Here is a 19,979-nt window from a genome sequence, read left to right on the forward strand (position 1 = left end):
TTATGCCCCCTTTTGTTTTGGGTTTAAATTTAATAAGGCTTGTTCTGCACGCGCTAAAAAGGCGTCTTTTTCTTCGCCATTTTGATAATGCAACGGCTCGCCTAAATATAAATCGCACAATAATGGAATCGGCAGAATAAACCCTTTGGGTAAGACATTGTGCATATTGCTAATCCAAACGGGCACGAGTTCTAACTCTGGATTTTGTTTTGCCACATAATACAAGCCACTTTTGAACGGTTGTAATGCCACATCATCGTCCATTTTGCGTGTGCCTTCAGGGAAAATAATCAACGAGCTTTCTTTTAGCGTTTCACTAATTTTCTCGGTAATCGCTTGCGGATTATCGCCTCCACGCTCAATTAGCAACATATTAAACACGTTTTCCGCTAGGAAACGACGGATTTTGCCTTTTGACCAATAATCTGCGCCTGCCACGGGACGTGTATTTTTACGGACTTCGTAAGGTAATGAAACCCACAATAAAATAAAATCGCCGTGACTATTGTGATTGGCATAATACAAACGATTTTTACCCACTGATTGCTGCGACACCGCACGTTGTGGTCGAACGCCAGTAATGAATGACGTAAAACGACATAAGATAAAATCAACAAATTTTGCGAGCATCTTATTCTCCTTTTGGTGATTCTGACCTTTCAAGTGCGGTCGTTTTTTCTGAAATTTCAGCACATGGCATTGGTGCTGCTTCCGCTAAGCCTGATCGCACACGTTTCACACAAGTGAGTACTAATAAGGCGACAACGCCCCACGCAAGCCAATATAACCAATGCGGTAGATGTGGCACAAAAGCATAAACCAACCCTAATACACCAAATAAAAAGGCACGATCACTTTTCCCTAACGGACCGTCGTAACGTCGAGTTTGCCCTTGTACTTGCCCCAATACGCCACAAAATTCAGTTAATGCCGCTAGCCAAATAATCAAGCCAATTAATAACGGTTCGAATGGAAAAATCAAGGCAAACGGCAGATATAACGCCGCATCAGACACTACGTCAGTCACTTCATTTAAGTAGCCACCTAAACGAGATTTTTGATTAAATTCACGTGCGAGCATGCCATCAATCGCATTCAATGCCATTCGCACAAACAGCCAAATCGGGATCAAAATAAACAGCCAATTGACCGTAGAAAGTGCGGTCAAAAAAATCCCTAACATCACGGAAATCACACAAGCAAGCAATGTCACTTGATTGGCAGTTACGCCACGAGCCGCTAATTTTACGACCGTTGGGCGTAACAGATTTTGGAATTTCGGTTTGAGATCATAAATGCTCATTTCGCCTCCTTTAAAACGGGAAGAGTAAAGGAATTAAAAATACGCTCACAATCATCACTAATAAGGTAAAAGGCACGCCAACTTTGACGAAATCCGCAAATTTATAACCACCTGGACCCAGAACCATGGTATTGACAGGAGAAGAAACTGGCGTCATAAAGGCGGCGGATGCGGCTACTGCGATAATCATGGCAAATGGCATTGGCGATACTTGCAGTTTATGAGCAATTGTAATTGCAATCGGTGCCATTAAAATTGCTGTGGCGGTATTCGAAATAAACAAGCTCACTGCCGCGCACAATAAGAATAAACTCATTAATACCGCATGCAGACCGAGATCACCGACTGCATCTAGCATGAGCTTCACAGCTAAGTCCACGCCTCCCGTTTTCTGTAACGCAATAGAAAACGGCATCATGCCCACAATCAACACCAAACTCGACCAGTGGATAGATTCATAAGCACTTTTACCATCAACACAACGGAAATAGCCTAACATCAAACAAGCAATCAGTGCGGCGATAACATTCGGTACAATACCCGTGACCATCAAAAACACCATAGTTAAAATAGATAACACCGCATGAGGTGCTTGACTAGCGGCAGGTACCGCACGTTCCATTTCTAATGGGTAGTTCAAAACATAAAAATCTTTGACATGATTTTGCATTTGTTCAATGGCCTTCCAATCGCCGACAACTAAAATCAAATCGCCTAAAGAGTAACTGACTTCCGAAAAATTACCTGCCAACACCTCACCATCACGTTTTACGCCCACCACATTTAAACCAAATTGTGAGCGGAAACGTAACTCGGCAGTAGTTTTACCAATACAATCCGAATCAGGTACCAATGTAATTTCTGCCATGCCAATAGATTTTGCTTGTTGCGAGAAGTTTTGCGATCGAATTTCTGCAATTTCTAATTGATGTTCGTGGCAAAATTGTTCGATTTGTAAGGCTGGATTGGTGATATCCATTAATAAAATATCTTTCTCTCGAATTTCAGACGTACCCAAGGCAGAAATAAAAGTCGGTCTAAAACGCTTCCAACGCTCAATAGCTAACACATTGAGTCCGTATGTTGAGCGCAAATGTAGTTCATCTAAATGCTTCCCGATAAACGGTGAGCCTTTTTTAACGACTAAACGTTTTGTCCGCTCACGTAAACCATACTCATCAATCAAATCATTCATAGAACGACGACTGGTATCCTTGGTTGTTTCCTCATTGGGATCTGTTAACCAGCGACGAGCAATTAACATATACAAAATCCCCATGGTTAATACCACAACACCAATCGGGGTAAAGTCAAAGAAATTAAAACGGAATTCGCTATTACGGATTAATTCTGCATTCACTACTAAGTTTGGGGCTGTTGCAATGAGCGTCATCATGCCACTAATCAATCCTGCCACACTCAGTGGCATCATCAAACGTTTAGGTGAAATGTTCATTTGTTGACAAATGACGAAGACGACTGGAATAAAAATCGCAACAATTCCCGTAGAGCTCATAAATGAACCTAAGGTCGCTACCGCTAGCATCAACAAAATGAGGACTTTAGTTTCATTATTTTTAGCTGCTTTTAACAACCATTCACTCACTTGATAAGCGATGCCCGTACGGACGATTCCCTCTCCCACGATGAACAGTAAGGCAATCAAGATCACGTTAGGATCGCTGAAACCTGCAAGCACTTCATTTACTGTTAAAATACCACTCAAAGAAAAGGCAACCATCACTAACAAAGCCACCACATCCATACGGATTTTATTACGTACAAATAACACAATGGCACTGAATAATAGCGCTAATACCCAAAATAACGGGCTTGCCCATAGTTCATTCTGTAAGTTGAAGTCCATCATCTGCTCCCGACCTTAATGTATTGATTCATTATACGTCACCGCATACTTTTCGCACAGGGGAAAAACTGCGCCGATGCTGTGGTAAAGGACCTAACTCTGCCAGTTTTTCTAAATGTAATTTGGTTGGATAACCTTTATGTTGTGCAAAGGCATAATCAGGATAATGTTTATCCAGCTCCACCATTTCTTGATCACGTGCCACTTTGGCTAAAATTGATGCTGCACTAATTTCAGGTACTAAACCGTCGCCTTTGATAATCGCTTGTGCTGGCATCGTCACATCAGGCACACGGTTACCGTCCACTAATACTAAGTGCGGTTGAATTTTTAAATTTTCGACCGCTCTTTTCATTGCTAACATCGTGGCGTGTAAAATATTTAATTCATCAATTTCTTCTGGTTCTGCACGCCCTAAACTCCAAGCCAACGCCTTTTTCTTAATTTCTTCCGCAAGAGCTAAACGTTTTTTCTCGGACAATTTTTTTGAGTCATTGAGCCCTACAATCGGATGATTTGGATCCAAAATCACGGCAGCAGTCACTACTGCGCCCACAAGAGGACCACGCCCGACTTCATCTACTCCAGCGATTAACTCAACATCTGTTGGGTACGTAAATTCCATTTTTTATCCTTATTGTTCTAATAAATCCACGACGGCTTGTGCCGCCTGCTTATCCGCATCACATTGAATTAACTTATGTAAATCAACAAAACGTTGAATTAATTGATGACGTTGTTGTACCGCACTTTCATCTTGGCTTAAATACACTGAAAGTTTTTCTGCTAATTTTTCTGGTGTACAGTCTTCTTGAATCATTTCTGGCACTAACATTTCATTCGCAAGCAAATTCGGTAACGAAATATACTCTGTTTTGACTAAACGTTTTGCCAGGAAGTAAGTGGTAGCTTTCATACGATAGCCCACCACCATTGGCGACTTACATAACATGGCTTCTAAAGCGGCTGTACCTGACGCCAACAACGTTGCTTCCGCCGCAATCATTGCTTGCCGTGCATGACCCGCTAATAAAATGAGATCTAACTCAGGTGCGACTTGTGCTTTGATCTTTTCAAACTGGTCACGACGTTTTTGATTCACTAACGGAACTAAAAAACGCACATCTGGGTATTGCTGTTTTAATAACTGTGCTGCTTTCAAAAATGGCTCAGTTAAAAACTCCACTTCAGCCCCACGACTGCCCACTAAAATCGCCACATAACGTTGTTTATCGTCTAATTGCAAGTACTGGCAAGCTTCGGCTCGGCTAGGCTTAAGTGCAATTGCATCTGCCATTGTGTGTCCGATAAAGCGACAAGGTACATCAAATTGATCGTAAAAGGCTTTCTCGAAAGGTAAAAATGCGAGTACAAGATGGGTGGCTTTGGCAATTTTATAAATGCGATTTTGACGCCATGCCCAAACTGAAGGGCTAACATAATGAATTGTTTTGATCCCGTTTTCTTTCAGTTTTAATTCAACATCAAGATTAAAATCTGGCGCATCAATGCCAATAAAAATATCTGGCTTCTCTGCCAATAAAGTTTGAATTAATTCACGGCGAATCTTTAATAAACGGGGCAAATGTTTCACCACCTCTGCCAACCCCATGACAGACAGTTCTTCCATATCAAATAAGGTTTCACACCCTTCGGCTAACATGCGAGGTCCTGCGATACCAATAAAACGTGCATGGGGATAACGAATTTTTAAACTACGTATTAAGCCCGCACCTAAAATATCTCCCGATACTTCCCCTGCAACAATCGCAATAATGGGTTGTCGAGTTGTTAGTTGTTCCATATTTCGATCCTAGATAAAAAATAACCGCACTTTTGAACAAAAAGTGCGGTCTATTTTGCAGAAAGCTTGATTGAATTAACGAATAATCCCACGTGTTGAACGTTTAAAAAACTCAACAAAGAAGCTAATCGCTGATTCTTTCGCCGCAACTTGTTCAATTTCAGGCATCACTTCTTCTAGCGTTTTGCCGCTGCGGTAAATTAATTTATACACATTACGAATTGCATGTAAGGTTGGCTTATCAAAACCTCGGCGTTTTAATCCTTCAATATTCACCCCAAATGGTTTTGCATGGTTACCTTGTGCCATCACATACGGTGGCACATCTTGACTCACCATTGAACCCCCGCCTAACATCACATGGGCGCCCACAATCACAAATTGGTGAATCGCAGACATTCCCCCAACAATCACAAAATCATCTAACTCAACATGACCCGCAAGGGTGGCATTATTGGCTAAAATACAACGATTTTTGATACGGCAGTCATGTGCCACATGCACATTCACCATTAATAAGTTGTCATCGCCAATGACTGTTACGCCTCCGCCCTGCGTGGTGCCACGATGAATCGTCACACTTTCACGAATACGGTTACGGTCACCAATCACGGTACGAGTCGGTTCGCCTTGATATTTCAAATCTTGGTTTGTATCACCAATGCTAGCAAATTGGAAAATTTGATTATCACAACCAATTTTCGTAATTCCTTTGACCACAACATGAGAATGTAAAACAGTCCCGCGACCAATTTCCACATCTGCACCCACAATACAGAAAGGACCGATCACAACATTTTCACCAATTTTCGCACCCTCTTCGACAATCGCGGTTGGATGAATTTGCGCTGTTGAGTGGATCATTCTTGACTCCTTAAATTATTATGCAGGACGGCGAGCACACATTAATTCCGCTTCACAAACCACTTGTCCATCTACTGTTGCAACACCAGTAAAACGGGTAATACCACGGCGTTCTTTAACAAAATGGACTTCTAAAACCATTTGATCGCCTGGCAAAACTGGGCGTTTAAAACGCGCATTATCAATTGCAGCAAAATAGTAAAGCTCATTTTCTAGCTGACGTTGACTTTTACATGCTAACACACCTGTAGCTTGTGCCATTGCTTCTAAAATTAATACCCCTGGGAAAATGGGTTGCTCAGGAAAATGCCCCGTGAAACAAGGCTCATTTACACTAATATTTTTTACAGCTTTCAACCATTTACCTTCTTCATAATCTACCACGCGATCAACTAATAAAAACGGGTATCTATGCGGTAATAATTTCATGATTTCATTTGCTTCAATAGTTTTTGCTACAGTATTCTCAATTGTCACAATCGTACCTTCCAATAAAAAATAAAATAATAACTATCTAAAATTATACGGTATTTATACACTGAATACAAAACGAACCGCGAGAAAGTGCGGTTCGTTTTCAGTTATTTCTTCTCTACTCGCTTTTCCAGCGCTTTCAGACGCTTGTTCATCCCATCAATCCCCAATGTCAATGCCGCTGTTTTACGCCATTCTTTATTAGTTTGTAGTGGGATACCTGAAGAGTACACCCCTGGCTCTGTGATTGGACGCATCACCATCCCCATGCCAGTAATGGTCACTTGATCGCAAATTTCCATATGACCATTAATCACACTCGCTCCACCAATCAAGCAATAACGACCGACGGTTAAACTACCTGCCATAATGACGCCGCCCGCAACAGCCGTTCCAGTACCGATATGAACGTTATGGGCAATTTGACACAGGTTATCAATAATCACATTGTCTTCAATTACCGTTGGATCTAATGCACCGCGGTCAATACAAGTACAAGCACCAATTTCGACATGGTTACCAATAATCACTTGTCCGACTTGTGGAATTTTAATCCAGCGACCACGATCATTCGCATAACCAAATCCATCACTGCCAATGACCGCACCAGATTGAATTAAACAGTGCTGACCGATCTCAACATCGTGATAGACACTTACATTTGCCCATAACTGAGTATTTGCACCAATTTTCGTGTTTTTACCCACAAAGCAGTTAGCACCAACCACTACATCATCGCCAAGTTGGACCCCCTCTTCAATCACCGCATTCGCACCAATTGAGACGTTTTTACCTAATATAGCGTGTTCTGAGATTACGGCACTCGGGGCAATACCTGAAGCAGCTTTCGGTGTCTTGTCCATATATTGCGCTAGAACCGCATACGCGACATAAGGATCCTTTACAATCAGTAAATTGCTATGCTCTGCACAAAAAGGCACATCCGCTTCTGACACCACAAGAATCCCCGCCTTTGAATCAGAAAGCAGGTGACGAAATTTTGCATTTGAAATAAATGTTAATTGTTTTTCTGTCGCTTTATCTAGCGGCGCAATACTTTCAACAACAACATCGGCGTTACCACGAATGGTAGCGCCGATTTGCTGTGCTAATTCTTGGAGAGAATAAACTCGCATGATTTAGCCTATATTATTTTGCTGGTGCAGGTGTAGCAGGAATTGCTTTTAATACATCTTGAGTAATGTTTTTTGCTTCATCTGCAAATACAACCGCACTCTCATTCAATACCAATGTAAAATTCTTTTCTTTTGCGACGCTTGTCACAGCAGTTTGAATACTATTCAATAACTTACTGGTTTCTTCGCGTTCACGTTTCGCGTAATCTTCTTGATATTTGTTTACTTCTTCATCATGTGCAACAACCAGCTTATTAATTGCCTCTTGCTCTGTACTGCCTAATTTATTAATTTCTTCTTCACGTTTTTTAATGTCTGCACTACGTAATTTTGGTGCATCTTTTTGTAAAGCAGCAATTTTGGCTTCTACTTTTTTCTGTGATGCCGCAATTTTTTCATCCACTTGTTTTTTGTTCTCTGCTAATTTCTCAACACGCGTTTTGAACTCTGCTTCTAATTTCTCGGCAACCATTTTACGATCTGGGTGGTTTTGAAATAAGTAGTCACCACTTACAAATGCAATGTTTTCAGCCGCCATCGCGAAAGAAGAAGAGAAAGCTAATGCTAAAGAAAGTGCGGTTAATTTTACTGCTTTTTTCATCGGTTCATTTTCCTATTAAGTAATATAATATTGAATAAATTCTGTGCCGTACATTTTTACGACACAGATGCATGTTTAGACGATAAGTTTTGTTATAAGTTCCAATAAGTTATTAGAATGTTCCACCAATACTAAATTGGAATTGTTCAATTTCATCCCCTTGATACTTTTTAATTGGTTTCGCATAAGAGAAAACGAGTGGACCAATTGGCGATTGCCATTGTAGCGCAACACCAACGGAAGCACGAACACGACTTGGATCGCTATAATCTGGTAAATTCAATTTTTCGAATTGCGCTTTATCTTCCGCTTTCCAACGTGTATTCCAAACACTCGCTGCATCAATAAAAAATGAGGTTCTAACAGAATTTTGATTTTTATCTGCCACAAATGGTGTTGGGACAATCAATTCCGCACTTGCCGTGACCATCGCATTACCACCAACAACATCAGCACTATTCAAACAGAATTGATTTTGGCAAGAAGCATGACTATAAATCGCTTTTGGTCCAATCGCACCATACGCAAAACCGCGTAGACTGCCTATCCCACCTGCACTATAGTTTTGATAGAATGGTAAACGTTTGCCACCAAAACCATCTGCAAATGATGCACTAAATCGACTCGAAAGCACCCAATTGTGATCACGGTCAATCGGATAAAACGCCTGTAAGTCCGCATTTAATTTATAATATTTATTGTCTGAGCCAGGAATCGTGACTCGTCCGCCAATATTTGCTCTCACCCCTTTCGTTGGGAAAAAGCCACGGTTAAGGCTGTTATAGTTCCAACCGAAAGATAAATCGAAGTCATGCGCCTTAAATGTCCAACTATCGTAATTCATCGATTTACGATACAAGTCACGGTTATACTCTGGTGAGACATTTTTCAATTTATTAAAGGCATAACCTAACCCTAAATAGTAAGAGTTATTTTCGTTTACTGGGAATCCTAACGTTAAGTTACCGCCGTATGTCGTACGTCCATAAGAAGCAGAAGTATTACTTTTCGAGCTATCATACTCTTCAAAGAAGATATTTCCACCTAAGCTCACGCCATCTTTGGTAAAGTACGGTTCGTTGTAACCTAAGTTGATCGTCGTACCATAATCATTACGCGACCCACCCAAACTGATAGACGAGCCCATCCCTAAGAAGTTATCCTGTTTAATACTTGCTTGATAGCTTAATCCACTTTCTGTACCGTAACCAATACCAAAGTTAATGCTTCCAGTATTACGTTCTTTTACTTTATAAATCACATCCACTTGATCAGAGCCAGGGACTGTTTCTGTACGAGTTTCTACACTTTCAAAAAAGCCTGTACGATCTAAACGTAATTTTCCTAACTCAACTAATTCTGAAGATAACCAAGCACCTTCTTGTTGACGCATTTCTTGACGCAACGTACTATCTGCGCTCACGGTATTCCCTTCAAAACGAATTTGACGCACAGAATAGGTTTTCCCTGCTTCAACAATAAAATCCAATGAGATGGTTTTATTTTGCTCATCAAAGCTAGGATGCACATTTACTTTAGCTGTCGCATACCCTCTTTCACCAAGTTTCGCTTTAATACGCTGTTCAACGTCAAGCACATCTGCTCGGCGGAAAGGTCCATTAAGTTGAATCACATCTAAAATTGGTGCAAGTTCAGCCGACATTCCACCAACATCCCCAACAATACGGGCATTTTTTACAGTAAACAGTTCGCCTTCTTTCAGTTTAATTTTGACGTTAGCCGCTTTTTTCTCGTCATCTAATTGCACATCAGTATCGACAATATCGAATTGCGCATATCCACGATCTAGATAATAGCCACGTATTGTTTCAAGGTCTTTATTAAATTGGGTTGGATCAAATTTATTACCAAATAACTTCCACCATGAGTCCGTTTGTAATTCCATTTGATCTTCAAGTTTACCGCTACTAAAAACCGTATTTCCTTCGAAAGTGATATCTTTAAATAACGCAACATCATTTTCTTCAATTTGAATTTTCACTTCTGCACGATTATTCGGTAACGTATTTACAATCGTTTCGACTTTCGCGTTATAACGTCCAACACTGTTGTAATGATCAAGCACACCTTTACGAAACTCTTCTAATTTCGCACGGTTTAACACTTCACCTGTCTTAAAACCATTAGCATCTAAATTCTGTTTTAATGCTTCATCAGGAATCGATTTATTCCCGTCTAATACAACATCAGCAATAATCGGTTTTGGCATAACAGTCACAACTAAGGTATTCCCTTCTCGAGTTGCTCTCACATCATCATATTGTCCACTAAGGAATAATTTTCTGACTAAATTCGCAATATCATTATCCGTTGCTCGCTGACCAACACGAACAGGCAACGCAGCTAATATGCGTCCTTCTGTTCCAGCTTGAACACCGTCAACACGAATATCCTTAACGACAAACGGTGCAGCAAATGCAGTCGCTGAACCAAATAATAAACTTGCAATTAAAAGTTTTTTCATCGTGAATGTTATCCTGTAAGTAAAAAATTAATTATAAACGTAAAAAATCGTTAAACAGAGCAAATCCCATTAACAGAATTAATAATGTTGCTCCAATACGATAACTCACATTTTGAATCTGTTCAGAAAGCGGTTTACCACGTATCGCTTCTGCTGCCAAAAAGACTAAATGTCCCCCATCAAGCACAGGCAGTGGGAATAAGTTCATTATGCCTAAGTTAACACTAATCAATGCCATGAATCCTAAATAATAGACGAATCCAATTTCAGAAGACATCCCCGCTCCTTTTGCAATTGAAATAGGACCACCTAAATTATTCAAAGATAAATCGCCTGTAAATAATTTACCAATCACTTTTATTGTTAACCAAGAGAGCTGTGCAGTTTTCTCTATGCCTTTTTGTAACGCCTCAAGAATACCATACTTTAACTCTGTTCGATACTTATCAGAGATTGGATCAGCTGTCGGTGCAATGCCAACATACCAACGTCCTTTTTTATTTAATTCAGGCGTCAGCAATAATGAAAGGAACTGCCCCTCTCGCTCAACTTTGACAGTAAACGGCTTTCCTGCTTGTACTTGCTCAATAAACGTTTCCCATCTCACCAGTTCTGAGCCATCATAGAGTTTATCTCCTACTTTCAATCCAGCTTTTTCAGCTGGGGAGTTGAGCTCCACTTTAGACAAGGTCATCTCAACTTTAGTTCGAATCGGTTGCAAACCTAATGCCGTAATCGCGCTTTCTTTTTCTGGGTCAAAACGCCAACTAGAAATATCCAAGACCTTTTGGTATTCCACTTGCGAATCAAAGGGGGTAAGCGTCAGTACAACTTGTGAACTACCCATTTTCGTTGCTAATAGCATATTGATGGTCTCCCAATCGGGCGTGTTTGTTCCATCAATTTGTGTGATCTGGCTATGCGGTTCAATTTGTGCTTGAGCAGCAACAGAGTTAGGTACAACCTCTGCAACAACAGGTTTAAGCGTCGGTATGCCAATAGTATAAATCACAGCATAGGCGAGAATGGCAAATAAAAAATTAGCCAGCGGTCCTGCGGCGATGACAAAAGCACGCTGCGCAACAGATTTTTTATCAAACGCTTGCGAAGTCAAATCCGCGGGCACCTCTTCATTGCGCCCATCTAGCATTTTGACATAGCCCCCTAATGGAATAGCAGAAATAACAAATTCTGTCCCCAGCTTATCTTTGCGTGACCATAAGACTTTACCAAATCCAATAGAAAAACGATGTACTTTTATCCCGCACTTTCGTGCCGCCCAAAAATGGCCGTATTCATGGACAGCAACCAATACCCCGATAACAATAATGAAAGAAAAAAATGACCACAAAAACGACATTTTTATTGTTCCTATTTAAATACAACTAAAGAATAAAAAAATAAAAATAAGCAAAAAATGGAACGGCTGCAGTCAGGCTATCAATACGATCCAACACTCCACCATGGCCTGGAATTAATTGACTACTATCTTTAATTCCACTTTGACGTTTTAACATGCTTTCTGTCAAGTCACCGAGAATTGACACAGCGACCGTTGCAACAGATAAAAGGATGAAAGGCAATATCGACACCCCCGCCAATAAACTATCTTGAGTAAACTGCATGAAAATAGCAGCCACAATCCCCGCGGTGATAAGACCTCCCACGACGCCTTCCCAGCTTTTCCCTGGTGAAACTTTTGGTGCTAATTTATGTTTACCAAATTGACGCCCCGCAAAATACGCGCCTGAGTCGGCACTCCAGACTAAAACAAACACATATAATAAGAGGACAATACCGTGGTATGAATCACTGATATAGTGATCTAAACGTAAGCGAAGTACTCCCACGAAAAATGGGATGAGAGTGAAAAAAGCAAACAGGAATTGGAGCAGTTTACTTTTTCCCCACAATTGAGAAGAACGAGGATAAGTCACGACCAAAATAAAGGCGATGCCCCACCAAATCACTGCAGAAAATAAAATCAGAGGCAAAAGATCTTCAAAAACCCGTCCTGCATTGAGGTAATCACTTTCACCATAAATCCATAAAAACAAGAAAGCAGCCGACAAACCTGTGATACCTAAGCGCCAAAAATTGACTTTAAAATGAGCAAATTGAGTCCATTCCCAACTTCCTAGAATCACAACTGCGCCGACCGCAAGTGCAAAATAAAATGGTGAAAACAAAAACAAAGCAGCGAATACGATTGCAATCAAAATCATTGCCGATAAAACACGTTCTTTAAGCAAAATTTAATCCTCTTATTATTCTGAGCCACCAAAGCGACGATGGCGTTGTTGATAGGCAATAATGGCTTGATTAAACTCTTTTTCACTAAAATCAGGCCAAAGCACATCAGAAAAATACAATTCTGCGTACGCGATTTGCCATAACAAAAAATTACTGATCCGCTGCTCACCACTGGTTCGAATTAATAAATCTACTTGTGGTTGCGTTTTGGTAACGAGATTATGTTGTAATAACTCTGCTGTAATATCAGACACCGCAAGTTGATTATCTTTTACTTGCTGGGCTAAATGTTGTGCGGCTTGTACTATATCCCAACAGCCACCATAATTTGCGGCAATGTTTAAGATCAATGCCGTGTTCTTTTCTGTTAACTGTTCTGCTTTTTTGATCTTATTTTGCAAACTCGGGCTAAATCCGTTAATGTCCCCTAAGATATTCAGTTTAATATTATTGCTATGTAATTTTTTTACTTCAATATCTAAGGCTTGCATAAATAACGTCATCAATGCGCTGACTTCTTGTTCTGGTCGCGTCCAGTTTTCCCGACTAAACGCATACAACGTGAGAACTTTTATTCCAACTTTTCTCGCATAAGACACTGCCTCGCGTACTGCCTTAATTCCATGTTTATGACCAAAAATACGCATCTTACCTTGTTGCTTTGCCCAACGCCCGTTTCCATCCATAATAATGGCAACATGTTGTGGAATATTATTTGGATCAAGTTCTACCATATTCTCTCAAAATTCTGACCGCACTTTTTTCGCCACTATACCACAAGGTACAATGATGTTAAAAATTTAAAATGATTGTTTTTGCTAATTCTCGTGCATTTTGATCGACGTCTAGCACCTCCTCAATAGAGGTGATTTTCTGAGCTTGTATCTTCTCGACAACAGATTGGTTGACTTGAGCAATTTGCGTAAACTTGATTTGATGATTTAAAAAATATTCCACTGCAATTTCATTCGCCGCATTCATCGCTGTCGTCGCATATTGTCCTGCTGCAAATGCCTCAATTGCTAATTTCAGACAAGGATAGCGTCGATAATCGGGTTGCACAAACGTTAAGCCATTTAATTGATAAAAATCTAACGGAGCAACGCCTGCAAACGTGCGGTTTGGATACGCCATGGTCTCCGCGATTGGTGTACGCATATCAGGATTACCCATTTGTGCAATCACAGAGCCATCAATATAGCGCACCATCGAGTGAATAATCGATTGTGGATGAATAATGACCTCCATTTCCTCTTCGCTCGCATTGAATAACCAACGCGCTTCAATATATTCCAGCCCTTTATTCATCATCGTGGCAGAATCGACTGAAATCTTTTTACCCATTGACCAATTTGGGTGAGCAACCGCTTGCTCTGGTGTGATATGGTCAAATTGATCCAGTTCGGTATAACGGAATGGACCGCCCGAACCAGTTAAGACAATTTTGCTGATCCCTAATTCAGAAAGCGGACAAAAACCAATTTGTCGCTGGGCATCAGGCGGTAAGGATTGGAAAATTGCATTATGTTCGCTATCGACTGGCAATAATTGCGCACCATAGTCACGCACCGCATCAATAAATAGCTGACCACAAGTCACTAACGCCTCTTTATTCGCCAGTAAAACGCGTTTGCCCGCTTTCACGGCTGATAAGGTCGGTAACAATCCCGCTGCCCCAACAATCGCCGCCATGACCATATCGGCTTGTGGGTGTGCCGCTAATTCACAAATCGCTTGCTGCCCCGCTAGCACCTGAGTAGCACATTGGTGTGCTCTTAGCTTTTCCGCTAACATTTTTGCTGCAAAGACATCATCTAATGCGGCAAAGTGCGGTCGAAATTTCAAACATTGTTCAAACATCAATTCCACATTACGTCCGCCCACTAAAGCAAACGCATAGTATTTATCAGGATTATGTTCAATTACGGATAAGGTACTTGTCCCAATCGATCCTGTTGATCCTAGAATCACTAAATTTTGTTTATTTTGCATATTTCGACCGCACTTTATCGAGAAAAGTCATTTACTGTTTACATACTAAAAGACGCAGTAAGTTACTGCGTCTTTCATTTTGATCTCAAACTAAAATTAGAAATCCATCAATTCTTTTTCTTTGTCCGCTAACACTTCATCCACTTTTTTCACAAAAAGATCGGTGATTTTTTGGATTTCGTCTTGTGCTTTACGTTCTTCGTCTTCACTGATTTCTTTATCTTTCAATAATGCTTTGATTTGGTCATTTGCATCACGACGAACGTTACGTACTGCGATTTTACCTTGTTCTGCTTCGCCTTTTACGATTTTAATTAAATCACGACGACGCTCTTCTGTTAATGGCGGAAGAGGCACACGAATTGTGGTACCTGCTGATGATGGGTTTAACCCTAAGTCAGAGGTTAAAATCGCTTTTTCTACTGCATTGATTAAACTACGGTCAAATACAGTCACAGCTAATGTACGTGCATCTTCTGCAACCACATTAGCTAATTGGCGTAATGGTGTTGGTGAACCATAATATTCTACTTGAATACCATCAAGTAAACTTGGTTGAGCACGACCTGTACGCACTTTAGAAATATGATTTTTAAAGGTTTCTAAGCTTTTTTCCATACGCGCTTGCGTATCTTTTTTAATTTCATTAATCACAAGAAGTCCTTATTTATTCAGTCAAACCAGTTAACAAACTGGCACTAAGTTTAATCTAATTTTGTATAAAAATCACGACAACTTTTATTCGCAGATCAGTGTGCCTTCCACTTCACCTAAAATCACACGACGTAATGCACCTGGTTTGCCCATATTAAATACACGAATTGGCATATTGTGGTCACGTGCTAGCGTAAACGCTGCTAAGTCCATCACTTGTAATTCTCTGTCAATCACATCAGCGTAAGTTAAATGATTATATAATTTTGCCTCTGGATTTTTGGCAGGATCGCAGTCATATACACCATCTACTTTTGTCGCTTTTAACACCACATCGGCTTCAATTTCAATACCGCGCAAACACGCTGCTGAATCCGTGGTAAAGAATGGGCTCCCCGTACCCGCTGAGAAAATCACTACACGTTTTTCGCGTAACATTTTAATTGCTTCAGACCAGTTATACGTATCGCAGATTCCATTTAATTGGAATGCTGACATTAATTTCGCGTTCACATCAGCACGGTGTAACGCATCACGCATTGCCAAGCCATTCATAACGGTCGCAAGCATCCCCATATGGTCACCGACCACACGGTTCATTCCTGCTTTTGCTAATTTGGCTCCACGGAATAAGTTGCCGCCACCCAATACGACGCCCACTTCAACGCCCATTGCAACTAACTCCTTAATTTCTAACGCCATTCTATCTAAAATCGAAGGATCGATACCAAAACCCTCATCGCCTTGTAAAGCTTCACCGCTAAGTTTCAACAAAATTCGTTTATAGATTGGTTGGCTCATCTTTTTTTCCTCGTTTTTAATTAATATCGTAAGTTACAAAAAATTGACCTATTTTAAAGGATTCTCCCCCCCCTGTGAAGAATTTGGAAGTAGAATTTCATGAATGAGGTACGCTAGAATAATAAACAGTCTACTTAACAAGGAAAATCATGAATATGTTTCAACATGCAGGCATCGCACCTAAAATCCATTATGCTTTAGCCGCACTTTTGGCAGTATTGATCATTGGCTTTATCAGCTATTTTCTGTTACTCGGCACAGGTTTTTGGACAAAATTCGAACTACTCCCTACTTTAGCGCTTAGCGCGGTTTTGATTATATTTAGCGCCTCTAAAAAGAGTTTTTACTTTCTCCTTTTACCATTAGTATTAAGCCATACGCTTTATATGCCCGTAGGCTTGAATTTTGGTGCGCCAAGTTACCAATATATTGCCTCACTCTTCGCAACAGATCTCCTTGAAACTCGTGAGTTTTTGTTACAAATTCCTTTCAGTAGTTACTTAATTGCATTCAGTATCATTCCACTGTTACTGCTGTATCGTTGGCTCACGCAAAAATATGCTATTCAACTCTATAAAAACAAACTGTTTTTAGTGACGGCTTTTTTACTTCTTGCATTCTATTCGCCTGCGGCAATGTTTTTTAAAGAAATTTATAAATCTGGCATGGAAGTGCAAGCCGAGTTAGATCGACTCAATAAGTTACGTTTAGAAACACAATGGAAAAATGTGAGCTTGCCACACGCAAAATACGATGATTATGTTTTAGTGATTGGCGAAAGCGCACGTAAAGATTACCACCATGCTTACGGTTATCCGATTGAAAATACGCCATTTATGAGTCGCGCAAAGGGGACTTTGATCGATGGTTTCACTTCGGCGGGCACAAACACCGTCGCTTCGTTACGCTTAATGCTCACCCATAACGATAAAAATCAATGGAAACCAAAATATGAATTTAGTTTAATCGATTTGATTAATGCGGCTGGAATGAAAACCTATTGGTTGTCGAATCAAGGTTTTCTCGGCGAATATGACACGCCCATTGCAGTGCTAGCAAGTAAAAGCCAATCTGTCCAATTTTTAAAGAAAGGGGGCAGTTTTAATTCCACGAATCACAGTGATTTTGAACTCTTACCTAAATTAGATCATGTGCTACAAGACAGTGTGCAAGGATCTCGTTTTATCGTGTTGCATCTTTACGGCTCACATCCATTGGCTTGTGATCGTCTCACTGACTACCCTCGAATCTTTAAAGAAGGTGAGCTTTCAGCTGAATATGAATACTTAAATTGCTATATTTCTTCGATTAAGAAAACCGATGATTTGCTTGCACAGGTGTATAGCAAGCTACAACAAAATCAGCAAAAAAATCACCGCACTTTCTCGATGATCTATTTTTCAGATCATGGACTTTGCCATAGTAAAGGGCAGAAAAATGACGTGTTCTTCAGTCAAAACTGTGTGAGCCAGCGACACAATGATATTCCGTTATTCAAAACCTCCTCTGATGATACAGAAAGAAAATATTATAACGTGTTTAAATCAGGTTTAAATTTCTTAGAAGGCATTGCCAATTGGATTGGGATCCAACATCCAGAACTCGATCCTGAAATGGATTTGTTTTCAAATCACGCTGACAGCGATGATTATGGACTGAAAAAAACGATCCAAAAACGTACCACACCACTGGATCCTGCTATTGATATTCGAACGGGTCAACAAGTGATTGATAAGAAATAACAAACAACAAAAAAGCCAGCGATTGCTGGCTTTTTTCTCATCTGCTTTTAGCAATTAGATTTTTTGCATTGCTGCAACTTCTGCTGCGAAGTCAGCTTCCACTTTCTCGATACCTTCACCCACTTCGAAACGAACGAAGTTAGTTACGTCAGCACCGCTTTCTTTTAAGAATTCACCTACAGATTTAGATGGATCCATTACGAATGGTTGACCAGTTAATGAAACTTCACCAGTGAATTTCTTCATGCGACCTTCAACCATTTTCTCTGCGATTTCACGCGGTTTACCCGATTGCATTGCGATGTCAACTTGGATTTGACGCTCATGTTCCACAACATCAGCAGGTACATCAGATGGGTTAACATAGTCTGGACGGCTTGCAGCAACGTGCATTGCAACTTTTTTGAGTAATTCGTCGTCTGCGTTTTTACCTGCAACTAATACACCAATTTTCGCACCGTGTAAGTATGAACCTAGAACATCACCCTCTAAGAATTGAACGCGACGAATATTCATATTTTCACCAATCTTAGCGACTAATGCAGCACGTTTTTCTTCAAATTGTGCTTGAAGTGCTTCGATAGTCACACCTTTGTTTGCTAATGCGAAATCTGCCACTTCATTTGCTAATCCTAAGAAACCAGCATCTTTTGCAACGAAGTCAGTTTCACAGTTCATTTCAACTAATACACCGAAGCCAGCGCCAACACGAGCAAGGATCACACCTTCTGCTGCAACACGACCTGCTTTTTTAGCCGCTTTTGCTTGACCTGATTTACGCATGTTGTCGATTGCTAATTCGATATCACCATTCGCTTCTACTAACGCTTTTTTACATTCCATCATACCTGCGCCAGTACGCTCACGAAGTTCTTTTACTAATGATGCTGTGATTTCAGCCATTTTTTAATCCTCTGTCCGCTCTATTTCATGCGATTTTTTGACCGCACTTTCATATAAAAAAGCAGGGAACTCAATAAAGCCCCCTGCTAACCAATTAATCGTTGTGATTAATAATAAGGGCTTGCGCCTTATCTACCTGAATTACTCAGCTTCTGCAACAAAGCTTTCTTCAGATACAGCGTTTTGGTTACGGCCTTCTTTAACTGCCGCTGCTGCTGCTGAAAGATATAATTGGATTGCACGCGCCGCGTCATCGTTACCTGGGATAACGAAATCAACGCCATCTGGATCTGAGTTAGTATCAACGATAGCAAATACTGGAATACCTAGATTGTTTGCTTCTTTAACAGCGATGTGCTCGTGGTCTGCACCAATTACGAATAACGCATCTGGTAAACCGCCCATCTCTTTGATACCACCAAGACTTAATTCAAGTTTCTCCATCTCACGAGTACGCATTAATGCTTCTTTCTTCGTTAATTTGTCGAAAGTACCGTCTTGAGATTGAGTTTCTAAATCTTTTAAACGTCTAATTGATTGACGAACTGTTTTCCAGTTAGTCAACATACCACCTAACCAACGGTGATTTACGTAATATTGTTGACAGTCTAATGCTGCTGCTTTAACTGCTTCTGTTGCTGCACGTTTTGTACCAACGAATAATACTTTACCGTTGTTACCAGCGATACGTGTTAATTCAACTAACGCATCATTGAACATAGGAACCGTTTTTTCTAAGTTAATGATGTGAACACCGTTGCGTGGTCCGAAAATGAATGGTTTCATTTTTGGGTTCCAGTAACGAGTTTGGTGACCGAAGTGAACGCCAGCTTGTAGCATATCGCGCATTGAAACTTGTGCCATAATAATATTTCCTTTTAATTGGGGTTTAGCCTCCACATACCCAGCAAATCGACCGTTTGGCACCCCGATTTACCTTCACGATATGTGTGTGATGTCTAAGTTAATAATAAATGTGTGTGTTATTTTTCCAAAAGTCAAAATAACGGGGTGCTTTATACCATAAAGAGCGGTCAAATTCTAGCAATTTTTTCGCTTCTGATGCTTAACTGTGCTATACTCTGTCACACATTACATAT

19 protein-coding genes are annotated in these 19,979 nt (G+C 40.4%); 1 reads left to right on the forward strand and 18 read right to left on the reverse strand.

Annotated features, from left to right (window positions below):
- From ACWIT3_RS03665 to pyrH, 16 genes are all read right to left on the reverse strand, one after another.
- Window positions 1-630: a lysophospholipid acyltransferase family protein gene (locus ACWIT3_RS03665; RefSeq protein WP_457161462.1), complete on the reverse strand. Its 630-nt coding sequence runs from the start codon at window positions 628-630 to the stop codon at window positions 1-3.
- Window position 631: 1 nt separating this feature from the next.
- On the reverse strand, window positions 632-1,303 hold the full coding sequence (locus ACWIT3_RS03670; protein ID WP_457161463.1) for a CDP-alcohol phosphatidyltransferase family protein: 672 nt from the start codon (window positions 1,301-1,303) through the stop codon (window positions 632-634).
- Between the two features lie 10 nt (window positions 1,304-1,313).
- Complete coding sequence (locus tag ACWIT3_RS03675; protein ID WP_457161568.1) at window positions 1,314-3,170, reverse strand: SLC13 family permease; 1,857 nt, start codon at window positions 3,168-3,170, stop codon at window positions 1,314-1,316.
- 31 nt (window positions 3,171-3,201) lie between these two features.
- On the reverse strand, window positions 3,202-3,795 hold the full coding sequence (gene rnhB, locus ACWIT3_RS03680; protein ID WP_457161464.1) for a ribonuclease HII: 594 nt from the start codon (window positions 3,793-3,795) through the stop codon (window positions 3,202-3,204).
- 9 nt (window positions 3,796-3,804) lie between these two features.
- Window positions 3,805-4,974 (reverse strand): lipid-A-disaccharide synthase, encoded by a 1,170-nt coding sequence (lpxB, locus tag ACWIT3_RS03685; RefSeq protein WP_457161465.1) that lies wholly within the window; start codon window positions 4,972-4,974, stop codon window positions 3,805-3,807.
- Between the two features lie 75 nt (window positions 4,975-5,049).
- Window positions 5,050-5,838 (reverse strand): acyl-ACP--UDP-N-acetylglucosamine O-acyltransferase, encoded by a 789-nt coding sequence (gene lpxA, locus ACWIT3_RS03690; protein ID WP_457161466.1) that lies wholly within the window; start codon window positions 5,836-5,838, stop codon window positions 5,050-5,052.
- A gap of 18 nt (window positions 5,839-5,856) precedes the next feature.
- Window positions 5,857-6,315, reverse strand: coding sequence for a 3-hydroxyacyl-ACP dehydratase FabZ (gene fabZ / locus ACWIT3_RS03695; protein ID WP_457161467.1), 459 nt, complete (start codon window positions 6,313-6,315; stop codon window positions 5,857-5,859).
- Between the two features lie 104 nt (window positions 6,316-6,419).
- Window positions 6,420-7,448 (reverse strand): UDP-3-O-(3-hydroxymyristoyl)glucosamine N-acyltransferase, encoded by a 1,029-nt coding sequence (gene lpxD, locus ACWIT3_RS03700; protein WP_457161468.1) that lies wholly within the window; start codon window positions 7,446-7,448, stop codon window positions 6,420-6,422.
- A 13-nt stretch (window positions 7,449-7,461) separates the two neighbouring features.
- On the reverse strand, window positions 7,462-8,049 hold the full coding sequence (locus ACWIT3_RS03705; protein WP_457161469.1) for an OmpH family outer membrane protein: 588 nt from the start codon (window positions 8,047-8,049) through the stop codon (window positions 7,462-7,464).
- Between the two features lie 112 nt (window positions 8,050-8,161).
- Window positions 8,162-10,534, reverse strand: coding sequence for an outer membrane protein assembly factor BamA (gene bamA, locus ACWIT3_RS03710; RefSeq protein ID WP_457161470.1), 2,373 nt, complete (start codon window positions 10,532-10,534; stop codon window positions 8,162-8,164).
- Window positions 10,535-10,565: 31 nt separating this feature from the next.
- Window positions 10,566-11,894, reverse strand: coding sequence for a sigma E protease regulator RseP (rseP, locus tag ACWIT3_RS03715; RefSeq protein WP_457161471.1), 1,329 nt, complete (start codon window positions 11,892-11,894; stop codon window positions 10,566-10,568).
- A gap of 25 nt (window positions 11,895-11,919) precedes the next feature.
- Window positions 11,920-12,786 (reverse strand): phosphatidate cytidylyltransferase, encoded by an 867-nt coding sequence (locus ACWIT3_RS03720; protein WP_457161472.1) that lies wholly within the window; start codon window positions 12,784-12,786, stop codon window positions 11,920-11,922.
- Between the two features lie 15 nt (window positions 12,787-12,801).
- Window positions 12,802-13,521 carry a polyprenyl diphosphate synthase gene (gene uppS, locus ACWIT3_RS03725; RefSeq protein WP_457161473.1) on the reverse strand — a complete coding sequence of 240 codons (720 nt, stop codon included), beginning with the start codon at window positions 13,519-13,521 and terminating at the stop codon, window positions 12,802-12,804.
- A 58-nt stretch (window positions 13,522-13,579) separates the two neighbouring features.
- Window positions 13,580-14,779, reverse strand: a complete 1,200-nt coding sequence (ispC, locus tag ACWIT3_RS03730; RefSeq protein ID WP_457161474.1) for a 1-deoxy-D-xylulose-5-phosphate reductoisomerase — start codon at window positions 14,777-14,779, stop codon at window positions 13,580-13,582.
- 96 nt (window positions 14,780-14,875) lie between these two features.
- A complete protein-coding gene (frr, locus tag ACWIT3_RS03735) occupies window positions 14,876-15,433 on the reverse strand; it encodes a ribosome recycling factor (RefSeq protein WP_046338998.1) in 558 nt (185 codons plus the stop codon).
- 84 nt (window positions 15,434-15,517) lie between these two features.
- On the reverse strand, window positions 15,518-16,234 hold the full coding sequence (gene pyrH / locus ACWIT3_RS03740; RefSeq protein ID WP_046338999.1) for a UMP kinase: 717 nt from the start codon (window positions 16,232-16,234) through the stop codon (window positions 15,518-15,520).
- A gap of 155 nt (window positions 16,235-16,389) precedes the next feature.
- On the opposite strand from pyrH, the gene ACWIT3_RS03745 reads away from it, so the two are divergent.
- The gene (locus tag ACWIT3_RS03745) at window positions 16,390-17,976 is read left to right on the forward strand and encodes a phosphoethanolamine transferase (RefSeq protein ID WP_457161569.1); all 1,587 of its coding nucleotides are present in this window, start codon (window positions 16,390-16,392) and stop codon (window positions 17,974-17,976) included.
- A 54-nt stretch (window positions 17,977-18,030) separates the two neighbouring features.
- Here the strand turns inward: ACWIT3_RS03745 and tsf are convergent, their stop codons facing one another.
- A complete protein-coding gene (gene tsf, locus ACWIT3_RS03750) occupies window positions 18,031-18,879 on the reverse strand; it encodes a translation elongation factor Ts (RefSeq protein ID WP_457161475.1) in 849 nt (282 codons plus the stop codon).
- Window positions 18,880-19,020: 141 nt separating this feature from the next.
- A complete protein-coding gene (gene rpsB, locus ACWIT3_RS03755; protein WP_046339002.1) occupies window positions 19,021-19,743 on the reverse strand; it encodes a 30S ribosomal protein S2 in 723 nt (240 codons plus the stop codon).
- Window positions 19,744-19,979 lie beyond the last annotated feature (236 nt).

The organism is Pasteurella sp. P03HT (assembly GCF_054052285.1).